Raw genomic sequence first — 23,470 nt, forward strand, 5'->3', positions numbered from 1 at the left:
GACATGAAGTTAGCCCAGCCGGGGCCCGCGGCCGGGTCAGCCCAGGTCGAAGGCGTTGCGCAGGCCGAGCCGGTAGCGCCACAGATCGTGCCGCTTGAGGGGTTCCACCTCCGGAGCCCGGTACAGCGGCTTCACCGTGCACCGCGCCGCCGTCGAACCGTCCTGGTCCAAAAGGGAGTTGACGGCCGCCCGGGCCGAGGCGTTGGCGCCCTCCATCGTCGCGAGGTCGATGTCGACCGCCACGTAGTCCCCGCTGAGGAAGAAGTTCGGGATGCGGGTGCCCGCGCTCGGCCGGTTGTGGAAGGTGCCGGTCGGGTGGATCAGCAGCTGGTCCTGGTTGGTCGGGTTCGGGGTGCCGATTCCGTCCACGCCCGGGTCCAGGAACCACGAGTGCAGCCTGCCGTCCGAGAGCAGGGTCCGGCCGGTGTCGTTGAGCGAGGCCTTCAGCTGCGCCCACACCTCGCGGGCCACCTCCTCGCGCGTGCACTGCTTGGCCGTCTTCCCGTACAGGATCCCGGGTTTGTCCCACTCGGAGATGTCCACCGACAGGCAGTCCACGGCCGCGCCGTCCCCGTAGTCGGCGGGGAAGTTCCGTGCCGGCCAGTGCTCGGCCTGCTGGATCGCGGTCAACGACCAGGGGGAGTCGATGCAGTTGAGGTGTCCGTGGACGAGGGGCGCGCGCTCGGTGAGGTAGAACTGGATGCCGGTCATCCAGTCGGTCTGCAGTTGGTCGCAGCGCCCCAGCATCGGGTCGGCCGCCCGCAGCGCCGGGCTCCACGTGCGGCGGGCGTGCTCCACGGGCAGTGCGCTGACGTAGTGGTCGGCGGTGACGGTCGAAGCCGCGCCGGCCGGGTCCTCCACCACGACCCCGCTCACGCGACCGTCCCCGTACCGCACCTCGTGCACCGTCCACCCGATCTTGAACTCCACGCCCAGGGAGCGCAGATGGGTCTCCCAGGGCCCGATCCACGCCTCGTTGGTGGGCAGGTTCAGGATCCGGTCCGGCGGGCCGTCCGCGCCGCGCCCCAGCAGGTTGAAGACGAAGGCCTCGCCGAGCGTGCCGACCGTACGGGTGGAGGCCTCCTCGGCCTTGGTGGCCACGATGTTGCGCGTGATGCCGACGGCGAGGATCCGCTGGTACTCGCTGGACATCCGCGCGGCCCGGGTGAACTCCCACCAAGGGGTGTTCTCCCACTGCTCGTTACGCCGTTCGTCGCAGCTGGTGAGGAAGACGAGCACCCGGTCGACGAAGTACGCCGTCTCGTGCGCCGGGAGCCGGACCAGCGACTGGAGGATGCCGGTGAGGGCCCGGCGCAGCTCGTCGGGGGTCAGCTCGGCGGGGGAGTGGGCGGGCCACGGGATGGGCGCCCGCAGGTCCTCGCGTCCGGCCGCGCGGGCGAACATCATCTCGCGCGGGGCGGTCAGGTTGTCCCAGACCCCGTTCGCGTTGCCCGGGAAGGGGATGCGCCGCATCGTGTCGGGCAGGTTGTGGTAGATCCCGGGGATGAAGCGGAAGCCGTGCTCGGCGGGGAGCGGGCGGCGGCCGCCGCGCGCGCTGCCGGGTACGTCCATGCTGCGGGCCTTGCCGCCGAGCGCCCGGCGCTCGTACACGGTGACGGCGTAGCCCCGCTCGGCGAGTTCGTGCGCGGCGGTGAGGCCGGCCACCCCGCCGCCGAGGACGGCGACGCGGCGGGACGGTCCGGCCGCGGCGGGTCCGGTGGCTTCGGTGGCGGCTTCGGCGGGGGCGGTCAGGGCCCCCGCGGCGGATAACGCGCCTGCGGTGGCCGCGGCCCCCGCGATGAACGTGCGCCTGGAGTTTCCTGTGCGCGTCAAGATGATGCTCCCTCGGTGTCCGGCGGTACCCAGCGGTATTACCGGCGGTAACAGTCACGTCCGGCGCAGGAGCATAGGGGCGGCGCGGTGGGCACGGAAGGCGCGGAAGTACCCGCACGCACTATGGCGCGAAACCTTCCCCGTGGCGTCTGCTGTGGGAACCTTGACTTCACGTCAGGTCAATCGGGCAGCCGCGTACGCCGGGGCGTGCGCACTACGGGGAAGGAGCCTGCGGATGTCGAGAGAGCCGCTTTCGCAGAAGGAGATCGAGGACCGGTTGCGGGAACTCCCCGGCTGGGCCTTCGAGGACGACCGGATCATCCGCACCTACCGACTGGGCAGCCACTTCGCGGCGAGCGCCCTCGTCAGCCACATCGCCACCGTGCAGGATGAGTTGAACCACCACTCCGACCTCACCCTGGGCTACAACACCGTCCGCGTGTCCGTGAACACGCACGACGCCGGAGACTCCGTCACCGAGGCCGACTTCACCCTCGCCGAGCGCGTCGAGTCCCTCGCCCCCGCCCACGGCGCCGCCTGATGGCGGTACCGAAGTCCCTGCTCGACTACGACGCCGAGGCCCAGGCCTACGACGCCACGCGCGGCGGGGTCCCGCGCGCCGAGGCCGCCGCCGCGGCGGTCCTCGGCCTCCTCCCGCCGGCCACCGAGACCCTGCTGGACCTCGGCTGCGGCACGGGCATCGTCACCACCCGGATCGCCTCGGGCCGCCCCGGGGCGCGGGTGTCCGGGGCGGACTCCTCGCACGGGATGGCCGCCATGGCCCTCTCCCGGGGCATCCCCGTGGTCCTCGCCTCCGCGACCCGGCTCCCCGTCCGGTCCGGCTCGCTCGACGCGGTGACCGCGGTCTGGCTGCTGCACCTGCTGCGCGAACCGGGCGCGGTGGCCGCCGTCGTCGCCGAGGCGGCCCGGGTCCTGCGCCCCGGCGGGGTGTTCGTCGCCACCGTCGACAAGGACTCCGCCCACGACGTCGGCAGCGACATCGACGCGCTGCTCGCGCCGCACCTCACCCGCGACCCCGCCGACTCCACGGCGGAGGTCACCGCCCACGCGGCCGCGGCAGGCCTGCGCCCCGGCGCCGAAGCCCGCTTCACCGGCCACGGCCAGGGCGTGAGCCCGCGCCGGAGCGCCGCCGCCCTGCTGGCCGGCCGCTACGCCTCCCGGGTCCGCCCGCGCGGCACCACCGCGCAGGAGCTCGCGGACCGGCTGGCACGCCTGCCGGCTCCGGACTCCCCGCGCGCGGACCCCACGTACCGCCTGCGCAGCTTCGTACGGGACTGACGGCGACGGCCACCTGGCCTCGCGCGGCGCGGTGGCCCGGCCCCTCAGGTGTGCACGCGCTCCAGGCGCCACCATTGGGACGGCGCGTCGGTGTCCTCGGCCTGGCGGGCCCGGCCCTCGGCGTCGGCCTCCAGGGGCAGACCGCTGATCGCGGCGATCAGGGAGACGACACCGGGGTCGTCGAGGTGCTCCTCGACGACCCACTCCTGGGCCCCGAAGGCGTTCGCCTTCCAGACCTGGACCCGGGCGCCGCTCTCGGTCGAGGCGTTCGCGACGTCGAGCCGCTTGCCGTTGTGGACGCTGACCAGGTGGAAGATCCCGCCGCCGCTGTGGACGGGCGTGATCTCCCACTGCCGGGCCGGCTCAGGCCCGTCGGCCGGACCGACGCACACCCGGTTGCCGCTCTCCACCTGGAGCAGCAGCCCGCTCGCGAGGTTGCGGACCAGGTACACGCCGTCCGGAGCCGTCATCGCGGGGCTCAGAAGTCGAACTCGGCCGGGTCGGGACCGATCCGGCGGCCCGCCGAGCCGGCACCCAGCGCGTCCAGCGCGGCGATGTCCTCGGCGTCGAGCTCGAAACCGAAGACGTCCAGGTTCTCGCGGATCCGCGACGGGGTCACGGACTTGGGGATCACGACGTTCCCGAGCTGCAGGTGCCAGCGCAGCACCACCTGCGCGGCGGAACGGCCGTGCTTGGCGGCGATCGCGGCGACGGCGGGCAGCGTGAGGAGGTCCTTGCCCTGACCGAGCGGGGACCAGGCCTCGGTGGCGATGCCGTGGCGGGCGTGCAGGGCGCGCAGTTCGCCCTGCGGGAGGAGCGGGTGCAGCTCGATCTGGTTCACGGCCGGGACCAGGGAGCTCTCGGCGCCGAGCCGCTCCAGATCGGCGGGGCGGAAGTTCGAGACGCCGACCGCCTTGGCGCGGCCGCTCGCCGCGATCTCCTCGAAGGTCTTCCAGATGGCGACGAAGTCCTCGCGCATCGGGCGCGGCCAGTGGATCAGGTAGAGGTCGACGTCGTCGAGGCCCAGCTTGGCGAGCGAGGCGTCGAACTCGCGCAGCACGTTGTCCCGGCCCCAGGTCTCGGACTTGCCGTTCCACAGCTTGGTGGTGACGAACAGTTCCTCGCGCGGCACCCCGGACGCGGCGATGGCCTTGCCGGTGCCGGTCTCGTTGCCGTAGATGGACGCCGTGTCGATGCTGCGGTAGCCCGCCTCCAGCGCGGTCCCGACGGCCTGCTCCGCCTCCGCGTCCGGGACCTGCCAGACGCCGTATCCGAGCTGGGGCATGATCGTGCCGTTGTTGAGCTTGATGCCGGGGACCTGGTTCACGTCGGGTCGTTCCCTCTGGTTGTCGTCGGGTCGTCGTCGGTACGGGCACGCGTGCGGGCACCCGTACGACCGGCGACAACCGGACTCCCGCATGGCCTATTCCCGCCGAACGGGTGAAACCCGTACGGCGGGAACAGCCACGGCCGGGGCTACGCCCCCAGGTACGCCTCCCGGACCCGCGCGTCGCCCCGTACCTCGGCGGCCGTGCCCTCGGCGAGCACGCTCCCCAGGTCCAGGACGACCACGCGCGTACAGAGGTCCATCACGAAGGCGACGTTGTGCTCGACCAGCAGCACCGCGCAGCCCTCCTCCTCGGCGAGCCGGCGCACGACCACCGCCAGTTGCTCGCGTTCGGGCGCGGACATGCCCGACGCGGGCTCGTCCAGCAGCAGCACCCGCGGCGGATCGGCCACGGCGCGGGCCAGCTCCACCATCCGGGCCCGACCCACCGGCAGACCACCGGCGTACGAGGCCGCGAGCGCGCCGATCCCGCAGTCGGCCAGCACCCGCGCGGCCCGCTCCCGGCGCTCCCGCTCCCGGCGGCGCCGGGTCGGGGACGCCACCAGATCGGCGGCGAAGCCGCCGCCCCCGCCCCGCCACTCCTGTGCGACGAGCACGTTGTCGGCCACGCTGAGCTGCCCGAACAACTGCTGGCGCTGGAACGTCCGGCGCATCCCGTGCCGGGCCCGCCAGACGGGGGAGCGACGGGTGATGTCCGCCCCGTCGAGCAGCATCCGGCCCCGGTCGGGCCGCCGGATCCCGGACAGGACGTCGAACAGGGTGGTCTTCCCGGCCCCGTTCGGCCCGATCAGCCCGCACACCTCACCGGCCCGGATCCCGAGATCGACCCCGTCCAGGGCCCTGACCCCGCCGAACCGGACGCTCACCCCGGCGGCCTCCAGCACGTATCCGCCCGTACCCGTACCCGTGCTCATCCGCCCATCCCCAGGTAGGCCTCGGTCAGCCGGTCCGTCTCCACCTCGGCGCGCGGGCCGCACCAGGAGACCCGGCCCTGGGAGAGGTAGGCGACGGTATCGGCGATCCCGAGGATCTCGGCCGCCTTCTCCTCCACCAGCAGGAGCGCGGTCCCCGCGTCGCGGAGCTCGGTGAGCAGCCCGTACACCTCGTCCACCACGCGCGGCGCGAGCCCCAGCGAGGGCTCGTCCGCGATCAGCACCTCGGGCGGCCGCTGGAGCAGCGGCGCCAGGGCCAGCATCTGCTGCTCCCCGCCCGACAGCGCCCCGGCGGCGACCCCGCGCCGCTCCCGCAGGCGGGGGAACCGCGCGTAGACGGCGTCCCGTTCGGCGGGGTCCGCGAGGTACAGGGCCAGGTTCTCCTCGATGCTGAGCGCGGGGAAGATCCCCCGCCCCTCGGGCGCGAGCAGCACCCCGGCGCGGGAGCGGCCCACGGCCCCGTCGCGGCTGGAATCCCGCCCGTTCACCAGGACGACCCCGCCGGTGAGGGCCAGCGCTCCGGCCGCCACCCGACAGGCGGTGCTCTTCCCGGCCCCGTTCGGCCCGAGCACCGCGAGGATCTCCCCGCGCCGCACGACGAGATCCACCCCGTGCAGCACGAGCCCCCCGTCGTACCCGGCCGTTACGCTGCGCAGCTCCAGCGCGGGTACGGGTGCGGGCCCTGCGGGGCTTTCCCCCACCCCGCCCCTTCCCGAAACCGTGGGCTGCGCCCCCGGACCCCCGGGCCTTTCGGGGACTCCGCCCCCGTACCCCCGCGCCTCAAACGCCGGCGGGGCTGGATTGCCCTCCGGGGAATTCCAGCCTGCCCGGCGTTTGAGGGCCGGGGTCTGGGGCGGAGCCCCAGTTTCGGGAAGGGGCGGGGTGGGGGAAGGCCCCGCAGGGCCCACCCCGGCACCGGCACCGGCTGCGGCCCGCCGCCTGGCGACCCGCACCGGAATCGCCGCGCAATACCCATCCGGGTCATTGGCCAAGGCCAACCCCGCCAGCCCGAACAGAATCACCGGCAGATGCGCCGACTCCGTCACGTAATCCGCCATCACCCGCGGAGCAACGGCGAAGACCAGCCCCGCCACCACCGCGTACTGGGGCCGCCGGACCCCCGCCGCCACGACCACCGCCAGCCACACCAGCCCGGTCATCGCCGTGAAGTCGGTGGCCGTGATCCGGGTGTTGTACGAGGCGTACAGCACGCCCCCGAACCCGGCCAGCCCCGCCGACAGCGTGAAGAGCAGCAGTTTGGTCCGCAGCACCGACACCCCGGAGGCCATCGCCGCGGCGGGAGCGGACCGTACGGCGAGCATCGCCCGCCCCGACGGGGAGTCGCGCAGCGCGCTGAGCCCGGCGGCGACCACGGCGACCAGGATCACCAGCGCCACCCCCATGGCCCGGTCGTCGGACAGGTCCACGGGTCCGAACACCGGCCGGGGGATGGACCAGCCGGAGTCGCCGTTGCGCAGCCACCGCATCTGGAACAGCACCTGGTCGGCCAGAAACGCCAGCGCCAGCGTGGCCAGTGCCAGGGACCGCCCGCCCAGCCGCAGCGCGGGCAGCGCGACCAGGGCCCCCAGTACGGCGGCCACGCAGGTGCCGACCGCCAGCGCGGCCACGAACGGCCACCCGTGGCTCATCAGCAGCCCCGCGACCAGCGCGGCGCCCGTCACGAAGGTGCCCTGGGCCAGCGAGACCATCGCTCCGAGCCCGGTCACCACGGTGAAGGACATGAACACCAGGGCCAGGGCGAGCCCTTGGGCCAGGAGCCCGCTCCAGAAGGGGGTGGTCACGGTGTAGAGGGCCACACACAGCGCGGCGCCGCCGCCCGCCCACACCCCCCACCTGCGCGCCCACGAGGCCCCGGCAAGATGGTCCACGGGGGCCACGTCCACCGCCGCCGTCCCCGCGGCCCGCGCCCGCCGGGCGAGTACGAGCAGCCCGCCGAAGAGGATCAGGAAGGGCACGGCCGTCCTGAATCCGGTGATGGAGTCGGCGAAGGACGCGTAGCCGACGACCAGGTTCTGGAGCACCCCCAGTCCCAGGCCGCCCGCGAAGGCGAGCGGTACGGAGGCGAACCGCCCGATGACGGCGGCGGTGGCCGAGACGAACAGGAACAGGGTGAAGTCGTGCGCCGACAGGCCGAGCAGCGGGGTCGCCAGCACCCCCGCGAGCCCGGCCAGCCCCGAGGCGATCATCCACGCCACCGACGAGAGCCGGTCGGCGTCGATCCCGCGGAGCTCGGTGAGCGAGCGGTTGTCCACGGCGGCCCGCAGCCGCAGCCCCAGCCGGGTGTGCCGCAGCAGCACCCACAGGGCGACGGCCACCACGGCCGTCGCCACCCAGGTGATCAGCTGGTCGGAGTCGATGCCCACGTCGGCGGTGAGCTGCCACGCCTTCGCGGGGCTGGGCCCCACCCCCGGCAGCCCGAACTGGTTCTCCGCCGGTTTCACGGGCGCGCCCGCGTCCTCCAGCAGTTCCACCGCCCACAGCCCGGCCGCCGGCAGGGCCACCAGCAGCCCGATGGTGGCCACGATCTGCGCCGTCTCGCCGACCTGCGCGAGCCGCCGGAACATCAGCCGGTCCAGGGCCCACCCGAGCCCGGGCGCCAGGACGAACACCACCAGCAGGGCGGCCGGGACGGCCGGCCAGCCCAGCCCGGAGTGCAGTTCGTAGAAGGTGAGCGCGCACAGGTAGGCGGTGGCCCCGTGCGCGAAGTTGAACAGCCCGGACGCCGAGTACGACAGCACCAGCCCGGTGGCCAGCAGCGCGTACAGGGCGCCGGACACCAGACCGCTCAGTACGAAGGCGAGCAGATCTCCCATGCCGTTTCCCGTTCCCTTACTTGAAGGGGATGGGCTCGTAGCACTTGAACGGTACGGAGACCTCGTACGCCCCGTTCTTCAGCTGGACGAGGGCCCCGCAGCCGAAGCTGTCCTTCTGGCCCTTGGGCTCCGAGCGGTCGCCGACCAGGGTGGCGGTGTCGGAGTAGCCCTGCGCGGCCGCCTGGAAGGACTCGACGGTCAGGTTCTTGCCGGCCTTCTGGGCGATGGACACGAACAGGTCAGCACTCATGTACCCGGTCATCATGTGCATGTTGAGGGGGATGTCCTGCCCACCGTTGGCGGCCTTGATGTCGGCCTTGAACTGGGCCATCTTCGGGTCGGCGGACTCGAACGGCTCGAACTGCAGCAGCACGTGCACGCCGTCGAGGGCCTGCTTGGTGGCGTCCTTGGCGAGCAGGCCCGGGTCGTAGTCGGTCGGGTCGGAGAGGAGCCCCTTGTACCCGCTGCGCTTGAGCGCGGTGAACAGGCCGATGTTGTTGGGGGTCTGCATGACGGAGACGATCGCGTCGGGCGCCTTGCCGTCGCTGCCGGCGAGGAGCTCCTTGACGTACGCCGACCAGTCGCTGGGCACGGCGGTGGCGGGTACCGAGGCCTTGGCGTAGGAGACCTTGAAACCGGCGCTGGTGAAGCCCTGCTGGAAGGTGCGGATGCCGAACTTCCCGGCGTCGCTGTCGTTGGCGATGATCGCGACCGTCTTGCCCTGGGCCCCGCCGAGCACCTTGCCGATGCCCTCGGGCCAGGTCTGGTTGAGGGTGCCGCCGGGGGTGGGGACGAGGCAGCCGTTGAATCCGTAGATGTACTTGGGGCCGCAGAAGGAGGGGAGCGTGCCCCAGCCGAAGGTGGGCACCTTCTCCTGTTCGAGGAAGTCGGCGCCGGAGAAGGTCACCGAGCTCATGGGGGAGACCGCGAACACCTTGTCCTGCTGGACGAGTTTGCGGGCCGCCGCCAGGTTCTTGGCGGGGTCCTGGCCGTCGTCCTCGGCACCGACGTAGTCGATCTTGCGGCCGTTGATCCCGCCCTCGGCGTTGGCTCTCAGGTAGCGGGCCTTGGCTCCGAGATCGGTGTCCTTCTTGCTGTAGCCGCTGGCGCTGGTCATCGAGACGATGCCGCCGACCTTGATGGAGTCGGCGCTCACCCCGCGGGAGTTGCCGGCGGCTCCCGGCTTGTCGGGGGAGGAGCTCTTGGAGGCGGAGTTGCAGGCGGAGACGAGCGCGAGCGCCGCCGCCGCGGCGGCCAGGGTGCGGATCGGTCGCAACATGTGTGGATCCCCTCCGGTCGGAATCCCCGCATTCTGTGCGCGACCTGACGCATCGTCAATATCAATGGCGAGTAAAGTGACGGCCCGTCAAATAACGATTCGGGCTGGTGAGGTGCGCGCGGGCGGCTGCCCGTCAGGACTGGTAGAGGGTCGCGACCTCCTTCGCGTAGGCCTTCTCTATCGCCCGCCGCTTCAGCTTCAGCGAAGGCGTCAGCAGACCCCGTTCCTCGGTGAACTGCTCGCCCAGCACCCGGAAGGTGCGGATCGACTCGGCCTGGGAGACCAGGGTGTTGGCCGCCACCACCGCCCGCCGGACCTCCGCCGTCAGGTCGGGGTCGAGCACCAGATCGGCCGCGGGCAGCTGCGGGCGGCCGCGCATCGCCATCCAGTGCGCGACCCCCTCCATGTCCAGGGTGAGCAGGGCGGCGATGAACGGCCGGTCGTTGCCCACCAGTACGCACTGCGAGACCAGCGGATGCGAACGCACCCGCTCCTCCAGGGCGGTCGGCGCCACGCTCTTGCCGTTGGAGGTCACCAGGATCTCCTTCTTGCGCCCGGTGATCGTCAGGTACCCGTCCTCGTCCAGCCGCCCCAGGTCCCCGGTCGCCAGCCAGCCGTCCTGCAGGACGGCGTCCGTGCCGCGCGGATCGTTCAGGTACCCGGCGAAGATGTGGCGGCCGCTGAGCCACACCTCACCGTCCTCGGCGATGTGCACCGTGCTGCCGGGGATCGGCCGGCCGACGGTGCCGTACTTCGTGGCCCCGGGCGGGTTCGCCGTGGCCGCCGCGCAGGACTCCGTGAGCCCGTACCCCTCGAACACCGTGATCCCGGCGCCGTCGAAGAACAGCCCGAGCCGGCGCGACATCGCGGAGCCGCCCGACATGGCGTGCCGCACCCGGCCGCCCATCGCGTCGCGGACCTTGCCGTAGACCAGCTTCTCGAAGAGCTGGTGCTCCATGCGCAGTTTGGCCGAGGGGCCGCCCCCGATGCCGAAGGCCTTCTGCTCGCGCGCCTCCGCGTACCGCACGGCCACGTCCACCGCCCGGTCGAAGGGCCCGCTCCGGCCCTCCGCCTCGGCCTTGCGGCGGGCGGCGGCGAAGACCTTCTCGAAGACGTACGGGACCCCGAGCACGAACGTCGGCCGGAACGCGGCGAGGTCCGGCAGCAACTCGGCCGCCGCCAGCACCGGTTGGTGGCCGAGCTTCACGCGGGCGCGGACGGCCGCCACCTCCACCATCCGCCCGAAGACGTGCGCGAGCGGAAGGAACAGCAGGGTGGAGGGCTGTTCGCCGGGCCCCGCCCGGAACACGGACTCCCAGCGGTTGACCATGGTGTCGGCCTCGAACATGAAATTGCCGTGCGTCAGCACGCAGCCCTTGGGGCGGCCGGTGGTCCCCGAGGTGTAGATGACGGTGGCCGTCGCGTCGGGGGTCACCGCGCTCCGGTGCCGGTGCACCACGTCCTCGGCGACCTGGAGCCCGCCCTGTACGAGACCCTCCACCGCACCCGCGTCGAGCTGCCACAGGCGGCGCAGCCGCGGCAGCCGCTCGATCACCGACCCGACCGTCATCGCCTGGTCCTCGTCCTCGACCACGCAGGCCGTGCACTCGGAGTCGTACAGGATCCAGTGCACCTGGTCCGCGGAGGAGCTGGGATAGACGGGGACGGGCTGGGCGCCGATCGCCCACAGCGCGAAGTCGAACAGGGTCCACTCGTACCGGGTGCGGGACATGATCGCGACCCGGTCCCCGAACCGGATTCCCTGGGCCAGCAGCCCCTTCGCGAGCGCCAGTACCTCCTCGGCCAGCTCGCGGGAGGTCACGTCCCCCCAGACCCCGTTCGTCTTGTGCCCGAGCACCACCCGGTCCGGGTCCTGCCGGGCATGCTGGAAGACCACGTCGGCCAGCCCGCCGACCGGCGCGCCCGTGACCACGGATGGGACGCTGAACTCGCGCAAAGCCCGCTCCTCTCCCCGCGGCTACGCCCCGCGCGGCGCCGTGACGCTACCCCACGGGGGAGCCCGGCGGGGGGCAGTCGGCACATCCGTTGCGAACACATCACCACTGGTCAGGGCGGTGCCCACAGCGATCGGGGAGGCGGCCTGTCGATCTCCACGAGATCTGCGCGAGCCACGCACCGGGACTCCATGCGCGGGCCTCCGGCCGGTCTGGGTGGGGGGAGGAGCCGGTCCGGGCGGTCGGGTCGGTCCGGTCGGTCGGTCCGGCCGGGCGTGCCGAGCGAGCTGGGCGGGGGGACGACTGGGCGGGCTGGTCGGGCTGGCTGGGCAGGCCGGGGTCCAGCCGGTCGGGCCGGGCGGCCGGGTAGGGGTGCCGTCGGTCAGGCCGGGCGGCTGAGGCGGTCGCCGCCCGCGAGGACGGCGGCGGCCAGGGCGTCCGAGGCCGGGGTCGGGCGCCGGCCCTGGAGCAGCGCGAACTCCACCGGCCCCAGCTCCGGCAGCCCGCCCACCCGGACCAGGCCCGGCGGGATCAGCCCCCGGGTGTGGGCCATCACGCCCAGACCCGCCCGCGCCGCCGCGATCAGACCGCTCAGGCTGCCGCTCGTACAGGCGATCCGCCACGGCCGGCCGTCCGCCTGCAGCACGTCCAGCGCGCGGGCCCGGGTGATACCCGGCGGCGGGAAGACGATCAGCGGAACCGGCCGGTCGGGATCCACCCGCAGCCCCTCCGCCCCGATCCACACCATCCGGTCCCGCCACACCAGCCGGCCCCGCTCGTCCCCGTCCCCGCGCCGCTTGGCCAGTACGAGGTCCAGCCGTCCCGCGTCCAGCCGCTCGTGCAGGGTCCCCGACAGCTCCACCGTGAGCTCCAGCTCCACCTCGGGGTGCTCGTGCCGGAACCCCTCCAGGATCTCCGGCAGCCGGGTCAGTACGAAGTCCTCGGAGGCGCCGAAGCGCAGCCGCCCCCGGATCCGGGTGCCCGTGAAGAAGGCCGCCGCGCGCTCGTGCGCTTCCAGGATCGTGCGGGCGAAACCGAGCAGCGCCTCGCCGTCCTCCGTGAGCTCCACGCTGTGCGTGTCGCGGAGGAAGAGCGGCCGGCCGGTGGCCTCCTCGAGCCGTCGTACGTGCTGGCTGACCGTGGACTGCCGCACGCCGAGCCGCGCTGCGGCCTGCGTGAAGCTCAGGGTCTGCGCGACGGTGAGGAAGGTGCGCAGCTGAACCGGGTCGTACATGCGGTCCAGCCTAGAGCCGGGAGCGGTATTTATCGTGCTCCGTGATGACAGTCAGTTCGGTGTGCAGGTTTCCCGATCACCGTCCACCCCCGAGGATGGGAAGGGGCCCGGGCCGTCTCGACCCGCCCCCTCCGCGCCCGACGCCCGACCAGAGCAAGTGAGCCCCCCATGCGCCGCCGCCCGCACATACCCTCCTGGCTCCCCGTGGACCCCTTCATCCTGGGTCTGCTCGCCACCGTCGGGCTCGCGGCCCTGCTCCCCGCCCGCGGCGCGGCCGCCCCGGTGGCCGAGGGCGCGTCCACCGGAGCGGTGGCCCTGCTCTTCTTCCTCTACGGTGCCCGGCTCTCCACCCGCGAGGCCCTGGACGGGCTGCGCCACTGGCGGCTCCACCTCACCGTGCTCGCCTGCACCTTCGTGCTCTTCCCCCTCCTCGGCATCGCCGCCCACACCCTGGTCCCCACCCTCCTCACGCCCCCGCTCTACAGCGGCCTGCTCTTCCTCTGCCTGGTCCCTTCCACCATCCAGTCCTCGATCGCCTTCACCTCGATAGCCCGGGGCAACGTCCCCGCCGCGATCTGCGCCGGTTCCTTCTCCAGCCTCCTGGGCATCTTCCTCACCCCGGTCCTCGCCGCCGTCCTGCTCGGCAACGACGGGGGCGGGTTCTCCCTCGACTCGGTGCTGAAGATCGTCCTGCAGCTGCTCCTGCCCTTCGTTCTCGGCCAGACCCTGCGCCCCTGGGTCGGGGGTTTCCTGGTCCGCAACAAGAAGGTGCTGGGCTACGTGGACCGCGGCTCGATCCTGCTCGTCGTCTACACCGCCTTCAGCGCGGGCATGGTCGCCGGGATCTGGCACCAGGTCAGCGTTCCGCGCCTCGGCGCGCTGATGGCGGTGGAGGCGGTCATCCTCACCGTCATGCTGCTGGTCACCTGGTACGGGGCGAAGCGCCTCGGATTCACCCGCGAGGACAGGATCGCCATCCAGTTCGCGGGGTCGAAGAAGAGCCTGGCCGCCGGACTCCCCATGGCCAGCGTGCTGTTCGGTCCGCAGGCGAGCCTGGCCGTGCTGCCGCTGATGCTCTTCCACCAGATGCAGTTGATGGTCTGCGCGGTCCTGGCCCGCCGCCGCGCACAGGACCCGCAGGACCCGCAGGCCGCCGAAGCCGCCGAACTCCCTGCCGACCGTGTGGCGGAGGTCTCCCGCACCGCTCAACACCCCGCCCCGCAGGCCCGGTAACGTGCGGCGGTGACCTGGATACGCCCGCACTCCGCCAACGCCCCGCGCCCCTGCACCCTGGTGGTCTGCCGCGGCTGTTGCTGCGGGGACCCCCGCAAGAACCCCGGCACCGACCACGCGGGTCAGCTGGCCCGGCTGCGCGAGGCCGCCGAGGCCTCCGAGGGGCGCCTCGCCGTCCGTACGACCGACTGTCTCGGCCCGTGTGCGCAGGCCAACGTGATCGTGGTGCAGCCCACCACGGAAGCCCGCCGCCGGGGCGCCCGCGCGGCCTGGTTCGGCTGGGCCCTGGACGACACCGCCACCGACGAGATCATCGCCTGGGCCGAATCCGGCGGCCCCGGCACCACCCCGGTCCCGGCGACCCTCGACCTCCACCGCATCGACCCCCCTGCCCCGAAGGATTCGCCCCCGGCCTCCCGCCGCGGCCGCCGCGGGCGCTGACAGGGAACGGGCACACGGACCCCCGGTCGGGGCGGGGTAAGCGGGAGGGGCGCGCGGGCCCGCAAAGCGTTAGAGCGGCGAAATGCCCGCTTCTCCTAGCTTCAGGGGTGTCAGCCAAGCACCCCCGACGAAGGAGCCCCTCATGAAGATCAGCAAGCGCATCGCCGCCACCTCGGCCGCCCTCCTGCTCGGCACCCTCGCCCTCGGCGGCGGGGTCGCCCACGCCGCGGACGGCGGCGGCCACGGAGGCAATGGCGACAAGGGCAAGGCCTCCTACCAGAAGACGATCGAGGCCGCCCCGGGCACGGACCACGTGGCGGGGCACAGGATCCGGCCCGCGTCCGAGGACAACCCGGCCAGCCAGACCGTCCAGGCGAAGCCGGGCACCCCGCACACCGCCGCCGGTGCCGTGGCTTCGAAGTGATCCGCCGCGGGGGCGGGCGGCACACCCGGGCTGCGCACCCGGGCCCGCCCCCGCAGGGCCCGCCTCCGCAGGCGCGCCTCCCCGGGCGCGCCTCCCCGGGCCCGCCTCCGCGGAGCCCGCCCCGCACCGGGGGTCACCCCGGCAGGACGATCCGTTCCTCGCCCGCGTAGATGTTCATGTCCCCGCCCCGCAGGAACCCGACCAGCGTCAGCCCCGACTCCCGCGCCAGGTCCACCGCCAGCGAGGACGGCGCCGACACGGCCGCCAGGACGGGGATGCCCGCCATGACCGCCTTCTGTGCGAGCTCGAAGGAGGCCCGGCTGGACACCAGCAGCACCGAGCCCGCCAGCGGCAGCAGGCCGGCCTGGAGCGCGCGCCCGATGATCTTGTCCACCGCGTTGTGGCGGCCCACGTCCTCCCGCGCGTCCAGCAGCTCGCCCTCCGCGGAGAACAGCCCGGCGCCGTGCAGCCCGCCCGTGCGGTCGAAGACCTTCTGCTCCGCGCGCAGCCGATCCGGAAGCTCCCCGAGCAGCCGCGCGGGGATCCGTACGGGATCCTCCGCGAGCCCCGGGTACCGGGTCGCCGTGCGCACCGCGTCCAGGCTGGCCTTCCCGCACAGACCGCACGAGGAGGTGGTGTAGACGTTGCGCTCCAGCGTGATGTCCGGCACCGGAACGCCGGCGGCCAGTTGTACGTTCACCACGTTGTAGGTGTTGGTTCCGTCCTCGGTCGCGCCTTCGCAGTAGGTCACGGCCTGGACGTCCGACGCCGAGGCGACCACGCCCTCGCTCGCCAGGAAGCCCACCGCGAGCGCGAAATCATCGCCCGGGGTGCGCATCGTGATCGCCAGCGGCTTGCCGTTCAGCCTTATCTCCAGGGGCTCTTCGGCCACCAGGGTGTCCGCCCGGGTGCCCGCGACGCCGTTCCGGATCCGGACGACTCGACGGCGTTCGGTGACCCGTCCCATGTGATCAGCCCACCAGTTCTGTCTTCGTCCTACGCCTGACGACCCCATTCTCCCGGATCCGCTTCGGGCCCCGTCCCGGCTGGACGATCCTCGGGAAGCTCCAAATTCAGGGCACCGAACCTGTCGGGTCACGCGCCCCCGTACCCACCGGTAGCAGGCAAAGCTGGAACATCCTGACTGCCTTACAAGGGGGGACCCCGCCCATGACCGGTTCACGCGTGGTGGCGCTAGGGCACTACCAGCCCGCGAAAGTGCTGACCAACGAGGACCTCGCGGCCATGGTGGACACCAACGACGAGTGGATCCGCTCGCGCGTCGGGATCAAGACCCGCCACATCGCCGGTCCCGAAGAGCCGGTGGACGAGCTGGCCTACCAGGCCGCCGGCAAGGCGCTCGCGAGCGCCGGCCTGAGCCCGGACGACATCGACCTCGTCCTCGTCGCCACCTCGACCGCGATCGACCGTTCCCCCAACATGGCCGCGCGCGTCGCGGCCAAGCTGGGCATGGGCGGACATCCCGCCGTCATGGACATCAACGTCGTCTGCTCGGGCTTCACGCACGCCCTGGCCACCGCCGACCACGCGATCCGGGCCGGCGCCGCCACCCGTGCCCTGGTCATCGGTGCCGACAAGATGACCGCGATCACCGACTGGACCGACCGCACCACCTGCGTCCTGACGGGCGACGGAGCCGGTGCGGCCGTGGTCGAGGCCAGCGAAGAACCCGGCATCGGCCCGGTCCTGTGGGGCTCGGTCCCCGAGATGGGCCACGCGGTCCGCATCGAGGGCTCGCCGCCGGTCTTCGCGCAGGAGGGCCAGTCCGTCTACCGCTGGACCACCAGCCAGCTCCCGCCGCTCGCCCGCAAGGTGTGCGAGAAGGCCGGGGTCACCCCCGAGGAGCTGGCCGCGGTCGTCCTCCACCAGGCGAACCTGCGGATCATCGAGCCGCTCGCGGCCAAGATCGGCGCCGTCAACGCGGTCGTCGCCCGCGATGTCGTCGACTCCGGCAACACCTCGGCCGGCTCCATCCCGATGGCCCTGTCCAAGCTGGTCGAGCGCGGCGAGATCCCCTCCGGGGCGCCGGTCCTCCTCTTCGGCTTCGGCGGCAACCTGTCCTACGCGGGCCAGGTCATCCGCTGCCCGTAACCCCGGCGGCAGCTCCGGCGGAGCCTTCCGGCTCCTCCGGAGCCACCCCGGCGGGGGTGTCACCCGAGGACGTCCGCCCCCAGCTGCGGGCCTCCGCCGTCAGCGAGGCCAGGAGCACCAGCACGAGCCCGGTCAGCTGCCAGGCGCCGCCGAGCCGCATCCCCGCCGCCGCGGTCGCCAGTACGGGCACCACCGCGAGCGCGCGGAACCGTACGGGCCGGATCCCCAGCACCAGCCGGAAGGCGACGTCCCCGGCCAGATAGCAGGCGACCCCGCCCGCGAGCGCGAAAGCGGGCCCGGCCGGCAGCTGCTCGCCCAGGTGCCCGATGCTCTTCTTCACGCCCGCGGAGAACCCGGCGATGCCCAGCAGCATCGGGATGAAGGCGTAGTAGTACGCGCGCAGAGCCAGCTTGAAACGCCGGTCGGTGGGGGTGTTCGCGAAAACGTGCTCGGCGCGGCCCTCGTCGCGCACGAAGTACATCCACCACAGGGTGGCCCCCACCGCCAGCGCCAGGAAGGCGCCCCCGGCGATCCCGAAGGTCAGCGGCAGCGAGCCGACCCCGATGCCGATCGCGATCACCGACTCGCCGAACACGATGATCAGCAGCAGCCCGTGCCGCTCCACGAAGTGCGCGGCGCCGATCCCGCCGAGCTGGTCGTCCATGGTGGTCCCGGCCGAGGCCTCGGCCCCGCCGGCCGCCGCCCAGCGCGAGATGACGGGGGTGGCGAACTGGAACACCAGCGCCAGCCCCCACAGACCCAGGGCCGCCGGCCCGTCGAACAGCCCGGCGGCCGTCACGGACAGGGCGGACAGCCCGTTGGGCAGCGCGAACCAGAGCACGCTGCGCCCGTAGGCCTGGCTGTACAGGACGCTGTGCATCACCACGACCACGAGGTAGCCGAGCCCGAAGGCCACGCCGCCGTCCCCGAAGGCGGTCGGCACGGCCAGCGCGCACACCAGGAAGGCGCCCATCGCGAGCAGGATCAGGATCCGCCGCACGGGCCGGTCCGGCGGCACCTGGTTGGTCAGGTACGCGTAGGCGCCGTACATCCAGTACAGCACCGTGAAGATCAGCAGGACCCGCCCGGCGCCCCGCACGGTGAGGTCGTCGGAGAGCAGCACCGTCAGCTGGGTGATGGTGAAGACGAAGACGAGGTCGAAGAAGAGCTCGAGCGTGCTGACGCGATGCTCGGTTTCCATATGTGGTTCCCCCCTGTACTCGAACATGCGGCGCCCATCCGACCGTCTCGGGACCCCGGTGTCCAGCCGGTATCAGCATCCGGGAGCCCTCAGGGCCGTGAGACCTGAGAGGTACGCCGATCCCGGCCGAAGGGGTGACGGATTCGCAGGCGGCGGCCCGGAGGATGGAACCAGGCAACCGGATGGAAACCAGCGCAATCAGCCCAATGAGGAGCAACCTTCACATGAGTCGCAAGACCGTCGCCCTGATTACCGCCGGAGTCGTCGTGGCCCTCGGGGTCGCCGCCGCGATCGCGGTGCCGGCCGCGAACGAGTGGCGCGACAACCGGCACCAGGAGACGAGCTCCTACGCCACGGGCGCCGAGGCGAAGAAGGCGCGCGCCTCCGTCCCGCGCTGGCTGGCGGACGACGCGGAGTCGGTGAAGTACTCGATGAAGACGACGGGCGGCGAGCGCCTCCTGGAGGCGGCCCTCCCGGACGGCAGGCTCCCCGCGCAGTGCACGGCCCTGCCCGCCGGCAATGCCAAGGAGGTCCAGCTCCGCGCGGACTGGTTCCCCGAGGACGCCCGGGGCAGGGCGACCCATCGCTGCGGCACCTACTACGGCTACCTGGAGGGCCACACGCTCTACGCCTGGCAGCACGGCGACGACCTGCTGAACGGCGAGCGGGCCAACGCCGGCTCCTAGGCCGCCGAGACGATCCGTCTCGCGATGTCGCGCGGGCCCGCCCCCGGGCATGCCCGCAGGTCAGCGCGGCGCGTCGAACTCGGTCCCGGCGAAATACCTGGTCGGAACCCCGCCGAACCTTTGCTATTGTTGTCCATGTCGCCGCGGGAAACCGGGGCCGACCACCTGGTCCGGGTGGCGGAATGGCAGACGCGCTAGCTTGAGGTGCTAGTGCCCTTTATCGGGCGTGGGGGTTCAAGTCCCCCCTCGGACACCAAGGTCTACGGACCGAACAGAGCCGGTCAAAGCGATGGAAGTCGCTTTGGTCGGCTCTGTTGTTGTGCGCTCACCGGGTCGGGCAGCGCGGACGCGGTCAGCGCCGCGGCGGTGAGGGTGCCCATCACCGAGCGGACGGCTGAGCGGTGCGTGGACGCCGCGGGGCGCAGGACGGACAGGACTGTCACGAGGTACCTCCATGGAGGATCGGGATCCGGACCTGGGGCGACGGATCGCGAGGGTGGCTGCGGGCCCGCCCCCGCGCCGTCGGTTCTCCGATTAGGCCCGGTGCGGAGGCTTCGGACGAGCCGCTGATCCGGCGAAGGTCGTTGAAAGTTGCGCGGTGTTGAAACCGGCCACTGTGGCGCAGGGGCATCCACGGGAGTGCGGTGACTACCTGTCGGCAGGTCGTGTGAGCGGGACCAGACGGCTTCGGAGCCGGGCCAGCTGCCGGGCCGCCGAGGGCGAGCGGTGGACGTGGTGCTGGTCGAGGCAGCGCTGGTAGGCGGCCCTCGCGGCGTGCGGGTTGCCGCGGTCCAGCTCGATCTCGGCGAGCTCGTACGCGAGGCGGTAGTGGCGCTGGGCCAGCCCGTGCGCGTCGTCGTCCGTGTACGTCCGGCCTATCACCCGCACCCGCCGTGTCGAAGGACCGATTCATCAAGCTGCTGCCCGGCGAGCGCAGGCCCGGCCGCATCGCCCTGCCGCCGCCCCTCCAGGTCAAGGCGCGCGGCGAGGACACCGAAGGCCGTCTGTCGCTGCTCGAAGTCACTCTGGCCCGTGACATTCCGCGCCACACCCACCACCTCGCGGACGAGATGGTCTACGTCCTGGAGGGCGAACTCGGCGTGTACTTCGACGGGGTGAAGACCTCACCGTCCCCGCCGGCTCGTTCATCCTCCTGCCCAAGGGAATCCCGCACGCGCTGAGCCGCGCCACCGGCACACCGCCCCGCCTGCTGCAGATCTCCTCACCCGGCGGTTGGGAGTGCTACCAGGAGGGCGTGATGGAAGCCGGACCCGCCGCTCACAACCCCGACGGCACCTTCAACCCCGCCAAGCTCAACCTCATCGCCGCCCCCTACGGGATCCAGTACGAGGAATAGCCGCCTACCAGGGAAGGGGGCCCTGGGCGTCGAAGTAGCCTCCGGTGGGGCCGTCGGGGTCCAGTTGCGCCATGCGCACGATGACTCCGGCGCCCTGCTCCACGGTCTGGGTACCGGTCTGCCCGTTCAGGTCGGTCTTGGTGAATCCGGGCCCCACCGCGTTGATCCGCAGGTGGGGAAGTGCCAGGGCGTACTGCACCGTGATCATGTTGACCGCCGACTTCGACGAGGAGTAGGCGACGGACGGGGATGCGGGTCCGCCCGGGGCGCTGGACCGGGTCAGCGAGCCCTGACCGCTGCTGACGTTGACCACGACCGGGTTCGAGGACCTCTGCAGCAGCGGGAGGAAGGCGTGGGTGACGCGCACCAGGCCGAAGACGTTCGTCTCGAAGGTCTTCCGCATGACATCGGCGGTGACGTCCGAGGCGCTGATCATGGTGTTGTCCTCACCCATCTCGCTCTGGACGCCGGCATTGTTGACCAGCACGTCGAGTCCTCCGTCGGCCTCGATCACCCGCACTGCGGCCAGGACTGACGCATCGTCGGTGACGTCCAGCTGAACCGGCCGCGCGCCGAGCTGCTCGGCGGCCCGTCGCCCACGTTCCGCATCCCGGCTGCCGAGATAGACGGTGTGGCCGGCGGCGATGAGCTGGCGGGCGGTCTCGAACCCGAGACCCTTGTTCGCTCCGGTGATCAGGGTTGCTGTCATTCCTCCATGATCCGGCGGTGACCGACTTGCGCAAACGTTGCGATCGGCGCGCTGCCGGACCGGGGGCGGGGCCCGTGGCCGAGCCCTTGCCGTACTTGGTATGTACCTGCCACTCTGACGCTCGGCCGCCACCCCCCACTCGGGCCGCTCCCTCCTCGGAGGCATTGATGCGTCAGAGAATCCTCGGTGTTCTCATCCTGCTCCTGGGTCTTGTCATGTCCGTCCCCGCCCCCGTCGCGACCGCGAGCGCCGCCGCGACCGGTCCGCAGGTCTACGGTGCCTGGCACTGCAGCGACGACGCCTGCATCTGGGGCAGGGTCCGCACCCTCGCGGAGTTCGACTCCATGAACCACTGGCTGATCGACCGCGGCGACGGCCGTCCCTCGGTGAACCTGGTCGTCCTGAGCTTCGTCGAACCGCAGAAACTGCTGCACCGCACGAACGACGCCACGACCGTCGACGGGATCCCCCGCGGGATCACCCCCGAGATCGTGCAGTACTTCACCTCGCGCGGCATCCGCGTGATGCTCTCCATCGGCGGCATCACCTACACCGACGCATGGGACGCGGCGCTGACCGAGAACGCCACGCAGCTCGGGCTGAACGCCGCCGAGGCCGCCACCCGGCTCGGTGTGGGCATCGAGATCGACTACGAGCAGAACACCAACCCGAACCTGACGGGCCTGCAGGCCTTCATCGACGCCTACCGCTCCCGGCACGCCTACGACGCCTCCGGGACCGACCGCACCGCGCGGCTCACGATCGACACCGCCGCCGGTGACCGCTGGCTGATCGGCATCAACCGCAAGGCGACCGCCGACTGGCTGCGCACGGACGTCCCGGCCCTCGACTACGCCAACGCGATGGTCCCCGCCCGCCAGCCCTCCGCCGGCGGCGCGATCGCCAACTGGCAGGAGCACATCGACGGCAAGTCGACCTACTCGCCGCCGGTGCCGCCGCTGGCTCCCGCCAAGTTCACCGGCGGGCTGTACATCAGCGACCAGTCGAAGTCCCTTCCCGAGTGCACCTCCTTCGCGAGCTCCCTGCAGAAGTCGACCGGCTCCTTCACCCAGTCCGCGGCGCCCAAGGGGGCGGGAACCACCGCCGGCCTGCTCGGCTACATGTTCTGGGCCGCCGAGAAGCCCTCGACCCGGGGGACCGGTACCCAGCCGCCGAACACCTGCGAGGGCGGGGTCGGGGCGGGTGCGACGGCCTACTCCATCCCGTTGCCGATGCCGCCCCTGCGCCAGAACTGACCGGCGGGCGGGCTGGGCCGGGGGAGCCGGGCCGATCGGGGTCAAGCCGCTCCGGCCCCCTGCGAAGAGCAGGGGGCCGGAGTTCTTCCACGGTCCGGCGGCCTGGCGGTCCGCCGGACCGTTACGCGACCGGCTGCTGCTGGGTCACGCAGTGGATGCCGCCGCCGCCCCCGCCCAGGCTGTCGATGTTGAGCTGCTCGACGACCCGGCCGGGGAAGGCCCGCTGGAGGGTGGCCTTGGCCGCCGCGTCCGCGGTGGAGTCGCCGAACTGCGGGGAGATGACCGCGCCGTTGCACACGTAGTAGTTGGCGTACGCGCCGACGAAGTCGGGGTTGGTGGAGCGGATCTTGTTGTAGTCGGGGCCCTGGAGCTTGGTGACCACGACCGTGTGGCCCTGGGCGTCGACGGTGGTGGACAGGATCTGGTACTGCGCGCGTGCGTCGTTCGACCAGGCGTCGGTGTCGCTCGCGAGCGGCATCTGCACCAGGCCCGCCCCCTCGGCGAGGAAGCGGGACGTGGCGTCGACGTGGTCGTCGGTGATGTCCTTGCCCACGATGCCCTTGAACCAGACGACCTTGGACGCGCCGAAGGCGGCGCACAGGGCCGCCTCCAACTGGGCCTGGGTCTTGCCGGGGTTGCGGTTGGAGTTGATGAGGGAACTGCGGGTGGCCATGAGGGTGCCGGCGCCGTCCGTCTCCACCGCGCCGCCCTCGCCGACGAACCCGGCCGCGCTGAACGGAACCCCGGCGTAGGCCGCGATACGGCCGGCGACCAGGGCGTCCTTGGCGTGGGCCTGCTTGTTGCCCCAGCCGTTGAAGTTGGTGCCGATCGCGTCCAGGCCGCCCGCCCCGTTGGTGCGGAACACCGGACCGGTGTCGCGCATCCAGCAGTCGTCGACCGGGATCGTGCTGATGACCGTGACCGCCGAACCGCAGGCGCTCTTCGCCTTGGCGACGCTCGCGGAGTTGGCACACATCACGACCGGCTCGTACTTCGCGATGGTCTTCGCGATGAGCGCTATGTTCGCCTGCACGCCCGAGAGCTTGTTGCCCCAGATGGCGGAGGAGTCGGGCCATGCCATCCAGGTCCGGGTGTGCCGGACGGTGTCGATCGGGACGGCGAAGCCGCCCGCGGCGGCGGCCGAGGGACGGACGGCCGCGAAGGCCTGCCCGCCGACCGTCGCCAGTGCGGCGCCGGCGGCCGTGAGGCCCGCCGCCGCCAGGAAACCCCGTCTGTCCAGCGTCCGTACGACGTGCTCGTTCATCTCTGATCTCCGATCAGTCATGCGTGGATGCGCGAATGCGTGCAGTGGTGAACCGATGGGCCGTGGGCGCCGA

The 23,470-nt window shown here is 72.2% G+C and carries 22 protein-coding genes and 1 tRNA gene; 10 read left to right on the plus strand and 13 right to left on the minus strand.

Going from position 1 to position 23,470, the window contains the following annotated elements; translation table 11 throughout:
- Positions 1 to 36: 36 nt before the first annotated feature.
- A complete protein-coding gene (locus OHU74_RS29980) occupies positions 37 to 1,833 on the minus strand; it encodes an FAD-dependent oxidoreductase (protein ID WP_371618753.1) in 1,797 nt (598 codons plus the stop codon).
- Between the two features lie 235 nt (positions 1,834 to 2,068).
- On the opposite strand from OHU74_RS29980, the gene OHU74_RS29985 reads away from it, so the two are divergent.
- Together OHU74_RS29985 and OHU74_RS29990 are read left to right on the plus strand one after the other, a co-directional pair.
- Positions 2,069 to 2,374, plus strand: a complete 306-nt coding sequence (locus OHU74_RS29985; protein ID WP_371618754.1) for a 4a-hydroxytetrahydrobiopterin dehydratase — start codon at positions 2,069 to 2,071, stop codon at positions 2,372 to 2,374.
- A gap of 17 nt (positions 2,375 to 2,391) precedes the next feature.
- Positions 2,392 to 3,132, plus strand: coding sequence for a class I SAM-dependent methyltransferase (locus OHU74_RS29990; protein ID WP_371619858.1), 741 nt, complete (start codon positions 2,392 to 2,394; stop codon positions 3,130 to 3,132).
- 44 nt (positions 3,133 to 3,176) lie between these two features.
- Here OHU74_RS29990 and OHU74_RS29995 read toward each other — a convergent pair whose 3' ends face one another.
- The 7 genes from OHU74_RS29995 to OHU74_RS30025 all read right to left on the minus strand — a co-directional run bounded on the left by OHU74_RS29995 (position 3,177) and on the right by OHU74_RS30025 (position 12,714).
- A complete protein-coding gene (locus OHU74_RS29995) occupies positions 3,177 to 3,602 on the minus strand; it encodes an RICIN domain-containing protein (RefSeq protein ID WP_371618755.1) in 426 nt (141 codons plus the stop codon).
- Positions 3,603 to 3,610: 8 nt separating this feature from the next.
- Positions 3,611 to 4,459: an aldo/keto reductase gene (locus tag OHU74_RS30000; RefSeq protein ID WP_371618756.1), complete on the minus strand. Its 849-nt coding sequence runs from the start codon at positions 4,457 to 4,459 to the stop codon at positions 3,611 to 3,613.
- A gap of 149 nt (positions 4,460 to 4,608) precedes the next feature.
- Positions 4,609 to 5,394 carry an ABC transporter ATP-binding protein gene (locus OHU74_RS30005; RefSeq protein ID WP_371618757.1) on the minus strand — a complete coding sequence of 262 codons (786 nt, stop codon included), beginning with the start codon at positions 5,392 to 5,394 and terminating at the stop codon, positions 4,609 to 4,611.
- Positions 5,391 to 8,246 carry an ATP-binding cassette domain-containing protein gene (locus OHU74_RS30010; protein WP_371618758.1) on the minus strand — a complete coding sequence of 952 codons (2,856 nt, stop codon included), beginning with the start codon at positions 8,244 to 8,246 and terminating at the stop codon, positions 5,391 to 5,393. Before OHU74_RS30010 ends, OHU74_RS30005 begins: the two co-directional genes overlap by 4 nt.
- A gap of 16 nt (positions 8,247 to 8,262) precedes the next feature.
- Positions 8,263 to 9,525 carry an ABC transporter substrate-binding protein gene (locus tag OHU74_RS30015; protein ID WP_371618759.1) on the minus strand — a complete coding sequence of 421 codons (1,263 nt, stop codon included), beginning with the start codon at positions 9,523 to 9,525 and terminating at the stop codon, positions 8,263 to 8,265.
- A 133-nt stretch (positions 9,526 to 9,658) separates the two neighbouring features.
- Positions 9,659 to 11,482 carry a long-chain fatty acid--CoA ligase gene (locus tag OHU74_RS30020; RefSeq protein WP_371618760.1) on the minus strand — a complete coding sequence of 608 codons (1,824 nt, stop codon included), beginning with the start codon at positions 11,480 to 11,482 and terminating at the stop codon, positions 9,659 to 9,661.
- Positions 11,483 to 11,862: 380 nt separating this feature from the next.
- A complete protein-coding gene (locus OHU74_RS30025) occupies positions 11,863 to 12,714 on the minus strand; it encodes a LysR substrate-binding domain-containing protein (protein ID WP_371618761.1) in 852 nt (283 codons plus the stop codon).
- Between the two features lie 168 nt (positions 12,715 to 12,882).
- On the opposite strand from OHU74_RS30025, the gene OHU74_RS30030 reads away from it, so the two are divergent.
- From OHU74_RS30030 to OHU74_RS30040, 3 genes are all read left to right on the plus strand, one after another.
- A complete protein-coding gene (locus OHU74_RS30030; protein ID WP_371618762.1) occupies positions 12,883 to 13,947 on the plus strand; it encodes a bile acid:sodium symporter family protein in 1,065 nt (354 codons plus the stop codon).
- Between the two features lie 9 nt (positions 13,948 to 13,956).
- Complete coding sequence (locus tag OHU74_RS30035) at positions 13,957 to 14,388, plus strand: (2Fe-2S) ferredoxin domain-containing protein (RefSeq protein ID WP_371618763.1); 432 nt, start codon at positions 13,957 to 13,959, stop codon at positions 14,386 to 14,388.
- 142 nt (positions 14,389 to 14,530) lie between these two features.
- Positions 14,531 to 14,812: a hypothetical protein gene (locus tag OHU74_RS30040; protein WP_371618764.1), complete on the plus strand. Its 282-nt coding sequence runs from the start codon at positions 14,531 to 14,533 to the stop codon at positions 14,810 to 14,812.
- A 133-nt stretch (positions 14,813 to 14,945) separates the two neighbouring features.
- On the opposite strand, the gene fdhD is transcribed toward OHU74_RS30040, so the two are convergent.
- Positions 14,946 to 15,779, minus strand: coding sequence for a formate dehydrogenase accessory sulfurtransferase FdhD (fdhD, locus tag OHU74_RS30045; protein WP_371618765.1), 834 nt, complete (start codon positions 15,777 to 15,779; stop codon positions 14,946 to 14,948).
- Positions 15,780 to 15,982: 203 nt separating this feature from the next.
- Between fdhD and OHU74_RS30050 the strand changes: the two genes are divergently transcribed.
- A complete protein-coding gene (locus OHU74_RS30050) occupies positions 15,983 to 16,924 on the plus strand; it encodes a beta-ketoacyl-ACP synthase III (protein WP_330299495.1) in 942 nt (313 codons plus the stop codon).
- On the opposite strand, the gene OHU74_RS30055 is transcribed toward OHU74_RS30050, so the two are convergent.
- Positions 16,908 to 18,125 (minus strand): low temperature requirement protein A, encoded by a 1,218-nt coding sequence (locus tag OHU74_RS30055; protein WP_371618766.1) that lies wholly within the window; start codon positions 18,123 to 18,125, stop codon positions 16,908 to 16,910. The two genes, OHU74_RS30050 and OHU74_RS30055, sit on opposite strands and share 17 nt — an antisense overlap.
- 224 nt (positions 18,126 to 18,349) lie before the next feature.
- Between OHU74_RS30055 and OHU74_RS30060 the strand changes: the two genes are divergently transcribed.
- Both OHU74_RS30060 and OHU74_RS30065 read left to right on the plus strand, forming a co-directional pair.
- Positions 18,350 to 18,811 (plus strand): hypothetical protein, encoded by a 462-nt coding sequence (locus OHU74_RS30060; RefSeq protein WP_371618767.1) that lies wholly within the window; start codon positions 18,350 to 18,352, stop codon positions 18,809 to 18,811.
- Between the two features lie 168 nt (positions 18,812 to 18,979).
- Positions 18,980 to 19,067: transfer RNA gene (locus OHU74_RS30065), tRNA-Leu, on the plus strand.
- 392 nt (positions 19,068 to 19,459) lie between these two features.
- Here OHU74_RS30065 and OHU74_RS30070 read toward each other — a convergent pair.
- Positions 19,460 to 19,693 carry a hypothetical protein gene (locus OHU74_RS30070; protein WP_371618768.1) on the minus strand — a complete coding sequence of 78 codons (234 nt, stop codon included), beginning with the start codon at positions 19,691 to 19,693 and terminating at the stop codon, positions 19,460 to 19,462.
- 11 nt (positions 19,694 to 19,704) lie between these two features.
- Between OHU74_RS30070 and OHU74_RS30075 the strand changes: the two genes are divergently transcribed.
- Positions 19,705 to 19,992, plus strand: coding sequence for a hypothetical protein (locus OHU74_RS30075; protein ID WP_371618769.1), 288 nt, complete (start codon positions 19,705 to 19,707; stop codon positions 19,990 to 19,992).
- Between the two features lie 180 nt (positions 19,993 to 20,172).
- Here the strand turns inward: OHU74_RS30075 and OHU74_RS30080 are convergent, their stop codons facing one another.
- On the minus strand, positions 20,173 to 20,877 hold the full coding sequence (locus OHU74_RS30080) for an SDR family oxidoreductase (protein WP_371618770.1): 705 nt from the start codon (positions 20,875 to 20,877) through the stop codon (positions 20,173 to 20,175).
- A gap of 167 nt (positions 20,878 to 21,044) precedes the next feature.
- On the opposite strand from OHU74_RS30080, the gene OHU74_RS30085 reads away from it, so the two are divergent.
- A complete protein-coding gene (locus OHU74_RS30085) occupies positions 21,045 to 22,133 on the plus strand; it encodes a hypothetical protein (protein ID WP_371618771.1) in 1,089 nt (362 codons plus the stop codon).
- A 121-nt stretch (positions 22,134 to 22,254) separates the two neighbouring features.
- Here the strand turns inward: OHU74_RS30085 and OHU74_RS30090 are convergent, their stop codons facing one another.
- On the minus strand, positions 22,255 to 23,397 hold the full coding sequence (locus OHU74_RS30090) for an agmatine/peptidylarginine deiminase (protein ID WP_371618772.1): 1,143 nt from the start codon (positions 23,395 to 23,397) through the stop codon (positions 22,255 to 22,257).
- Between the last annotated feature and the right edge of the window lie 73 nt (positions 23,398 to 23,470).

The organism is Streptomyces sp. NBC_00454, from assembly GCF_041434015.1.
GTDB lineage: Bacteria > Actinomycetota > Actinomycetes > Streptomycetales > Streptomycetaceae > Streptomyces.

What these genes read in the sequence shown, in the direction of transcription:
- OHU74_RS30025 (WP_371618761.1), bottom strand. Translation starts at nt 12,714, where the DNA reads ATGTACGACCCGGTTCAGCTGCGCACCTTCCTCACCGTCGCGCAGACC.
- OHU74_RS29995 (WP_371618755.1), bottom strand. Translation starts at nt 3,602, where the DNA reads ATGACGGCTCCGGACGGCGTGTACCTGGTCCGCAACCTCGCGAGCGGG.
- OHU74_RS30030 (WP_371618762.1), top strand. Translation starts at nt 12,883, where the DNA reads ATGCGCCGCCGCCCGCACATACCCTCCTGGCTCCCCGTGGACCCCTTC.
- OHU74_RS30085 (WP_371618771.1), top strand. Translation starts at nt 21,045, where the DNA reads ATGCGTCAGAGAATCCTCGGTGTTCTCATCCTGCTCCTGGGTCTTGTC.
- OHU74_RS30015 (WP_371618759.1), bottom strand. Translation starts at nt 9,525, where the DNA reads ATGTTGCGACCGATCCGCACCCTGGCCGCCGCGGCGGCGGCGCTCGCG.
- OHU74_RS30080 (WP_371618770.1), bottom strand. Translation starts at nt 20,877, where the DNA reads ATGACAGCAACCCTGATCACCGGAGCGAACAAGGGTCTCGGGTTCGAG.
- OHU74_RS30055 (WP_371618766.1), bottom strand. Translation starts at nt 18,125, where the DNA reads ATGGAAACCGAGCATCGCGTCAGCACGCTCGAGCTCTTCTTCGACCTC.
- OHU74_RS30090 (WP_371618772.1), bottom strand. Translation starts at nt 23,397, where the DNA reads ATGAACGAGCACGTCGTACGGACGCTGGACAGACGGGGTTTCCTGGCG.
- OHU74_RS30060 (WP_371618767.1), top strand. Translation starts at nt 18,350, where the DNA reads ATGAGTCGCAAGACCGTCGCCCTGATTACCGCCGGAGTCGTCGTGGCC.
- OHU74_RS29985 (WP_371618754.1), top strand. Translation starts at nt 2,069, where the DNA reads ATGTCGAGAGAGCCGCTTTCGCAGAAGGAGATCGAGGACCGGTTGCGG.
- fdhD (WP_371618765.1), bottom strand. Translation starts at nt 15,779, where the DNA reads ATGGGACGGGTCACCGAACGCCGTCGAGTCGTCCGGATCCGGAACGGC.
- OHU74_RS30040 (WP_371618764.1), top strand. Translation starts at nt 14,531, where the DNA reads ATGAAGATCAGCAAGCGCATCGCCGCCACCTCGGCCGCCCTCCTGCTC.
- OHU74_RS30005 (WP_371618757.1), bottom strand. Translation starts at nt 5,394, where the DNA reads ATGAGCACGGGTACGGGTACGGGCGGATACGTGCTGGAGGCCGCCGGG.
- OHU74_RS30010 (WP_371618758.1), bottom strand. Translation starts at nt 8,246, where the DNA reads ATGGGAGATCTGCTCGCCTTCGTACTGAGCGGTCTGGTGTCCGGCGCC.
- OHU74_RS30050 (WP_330299495.1), top strand. Translation starts at nt 15,983, where the DNA reads ATGACCGGTTCACGCGTGGTGGCGCTAGGGCACTACCAGCCCGCGAAA.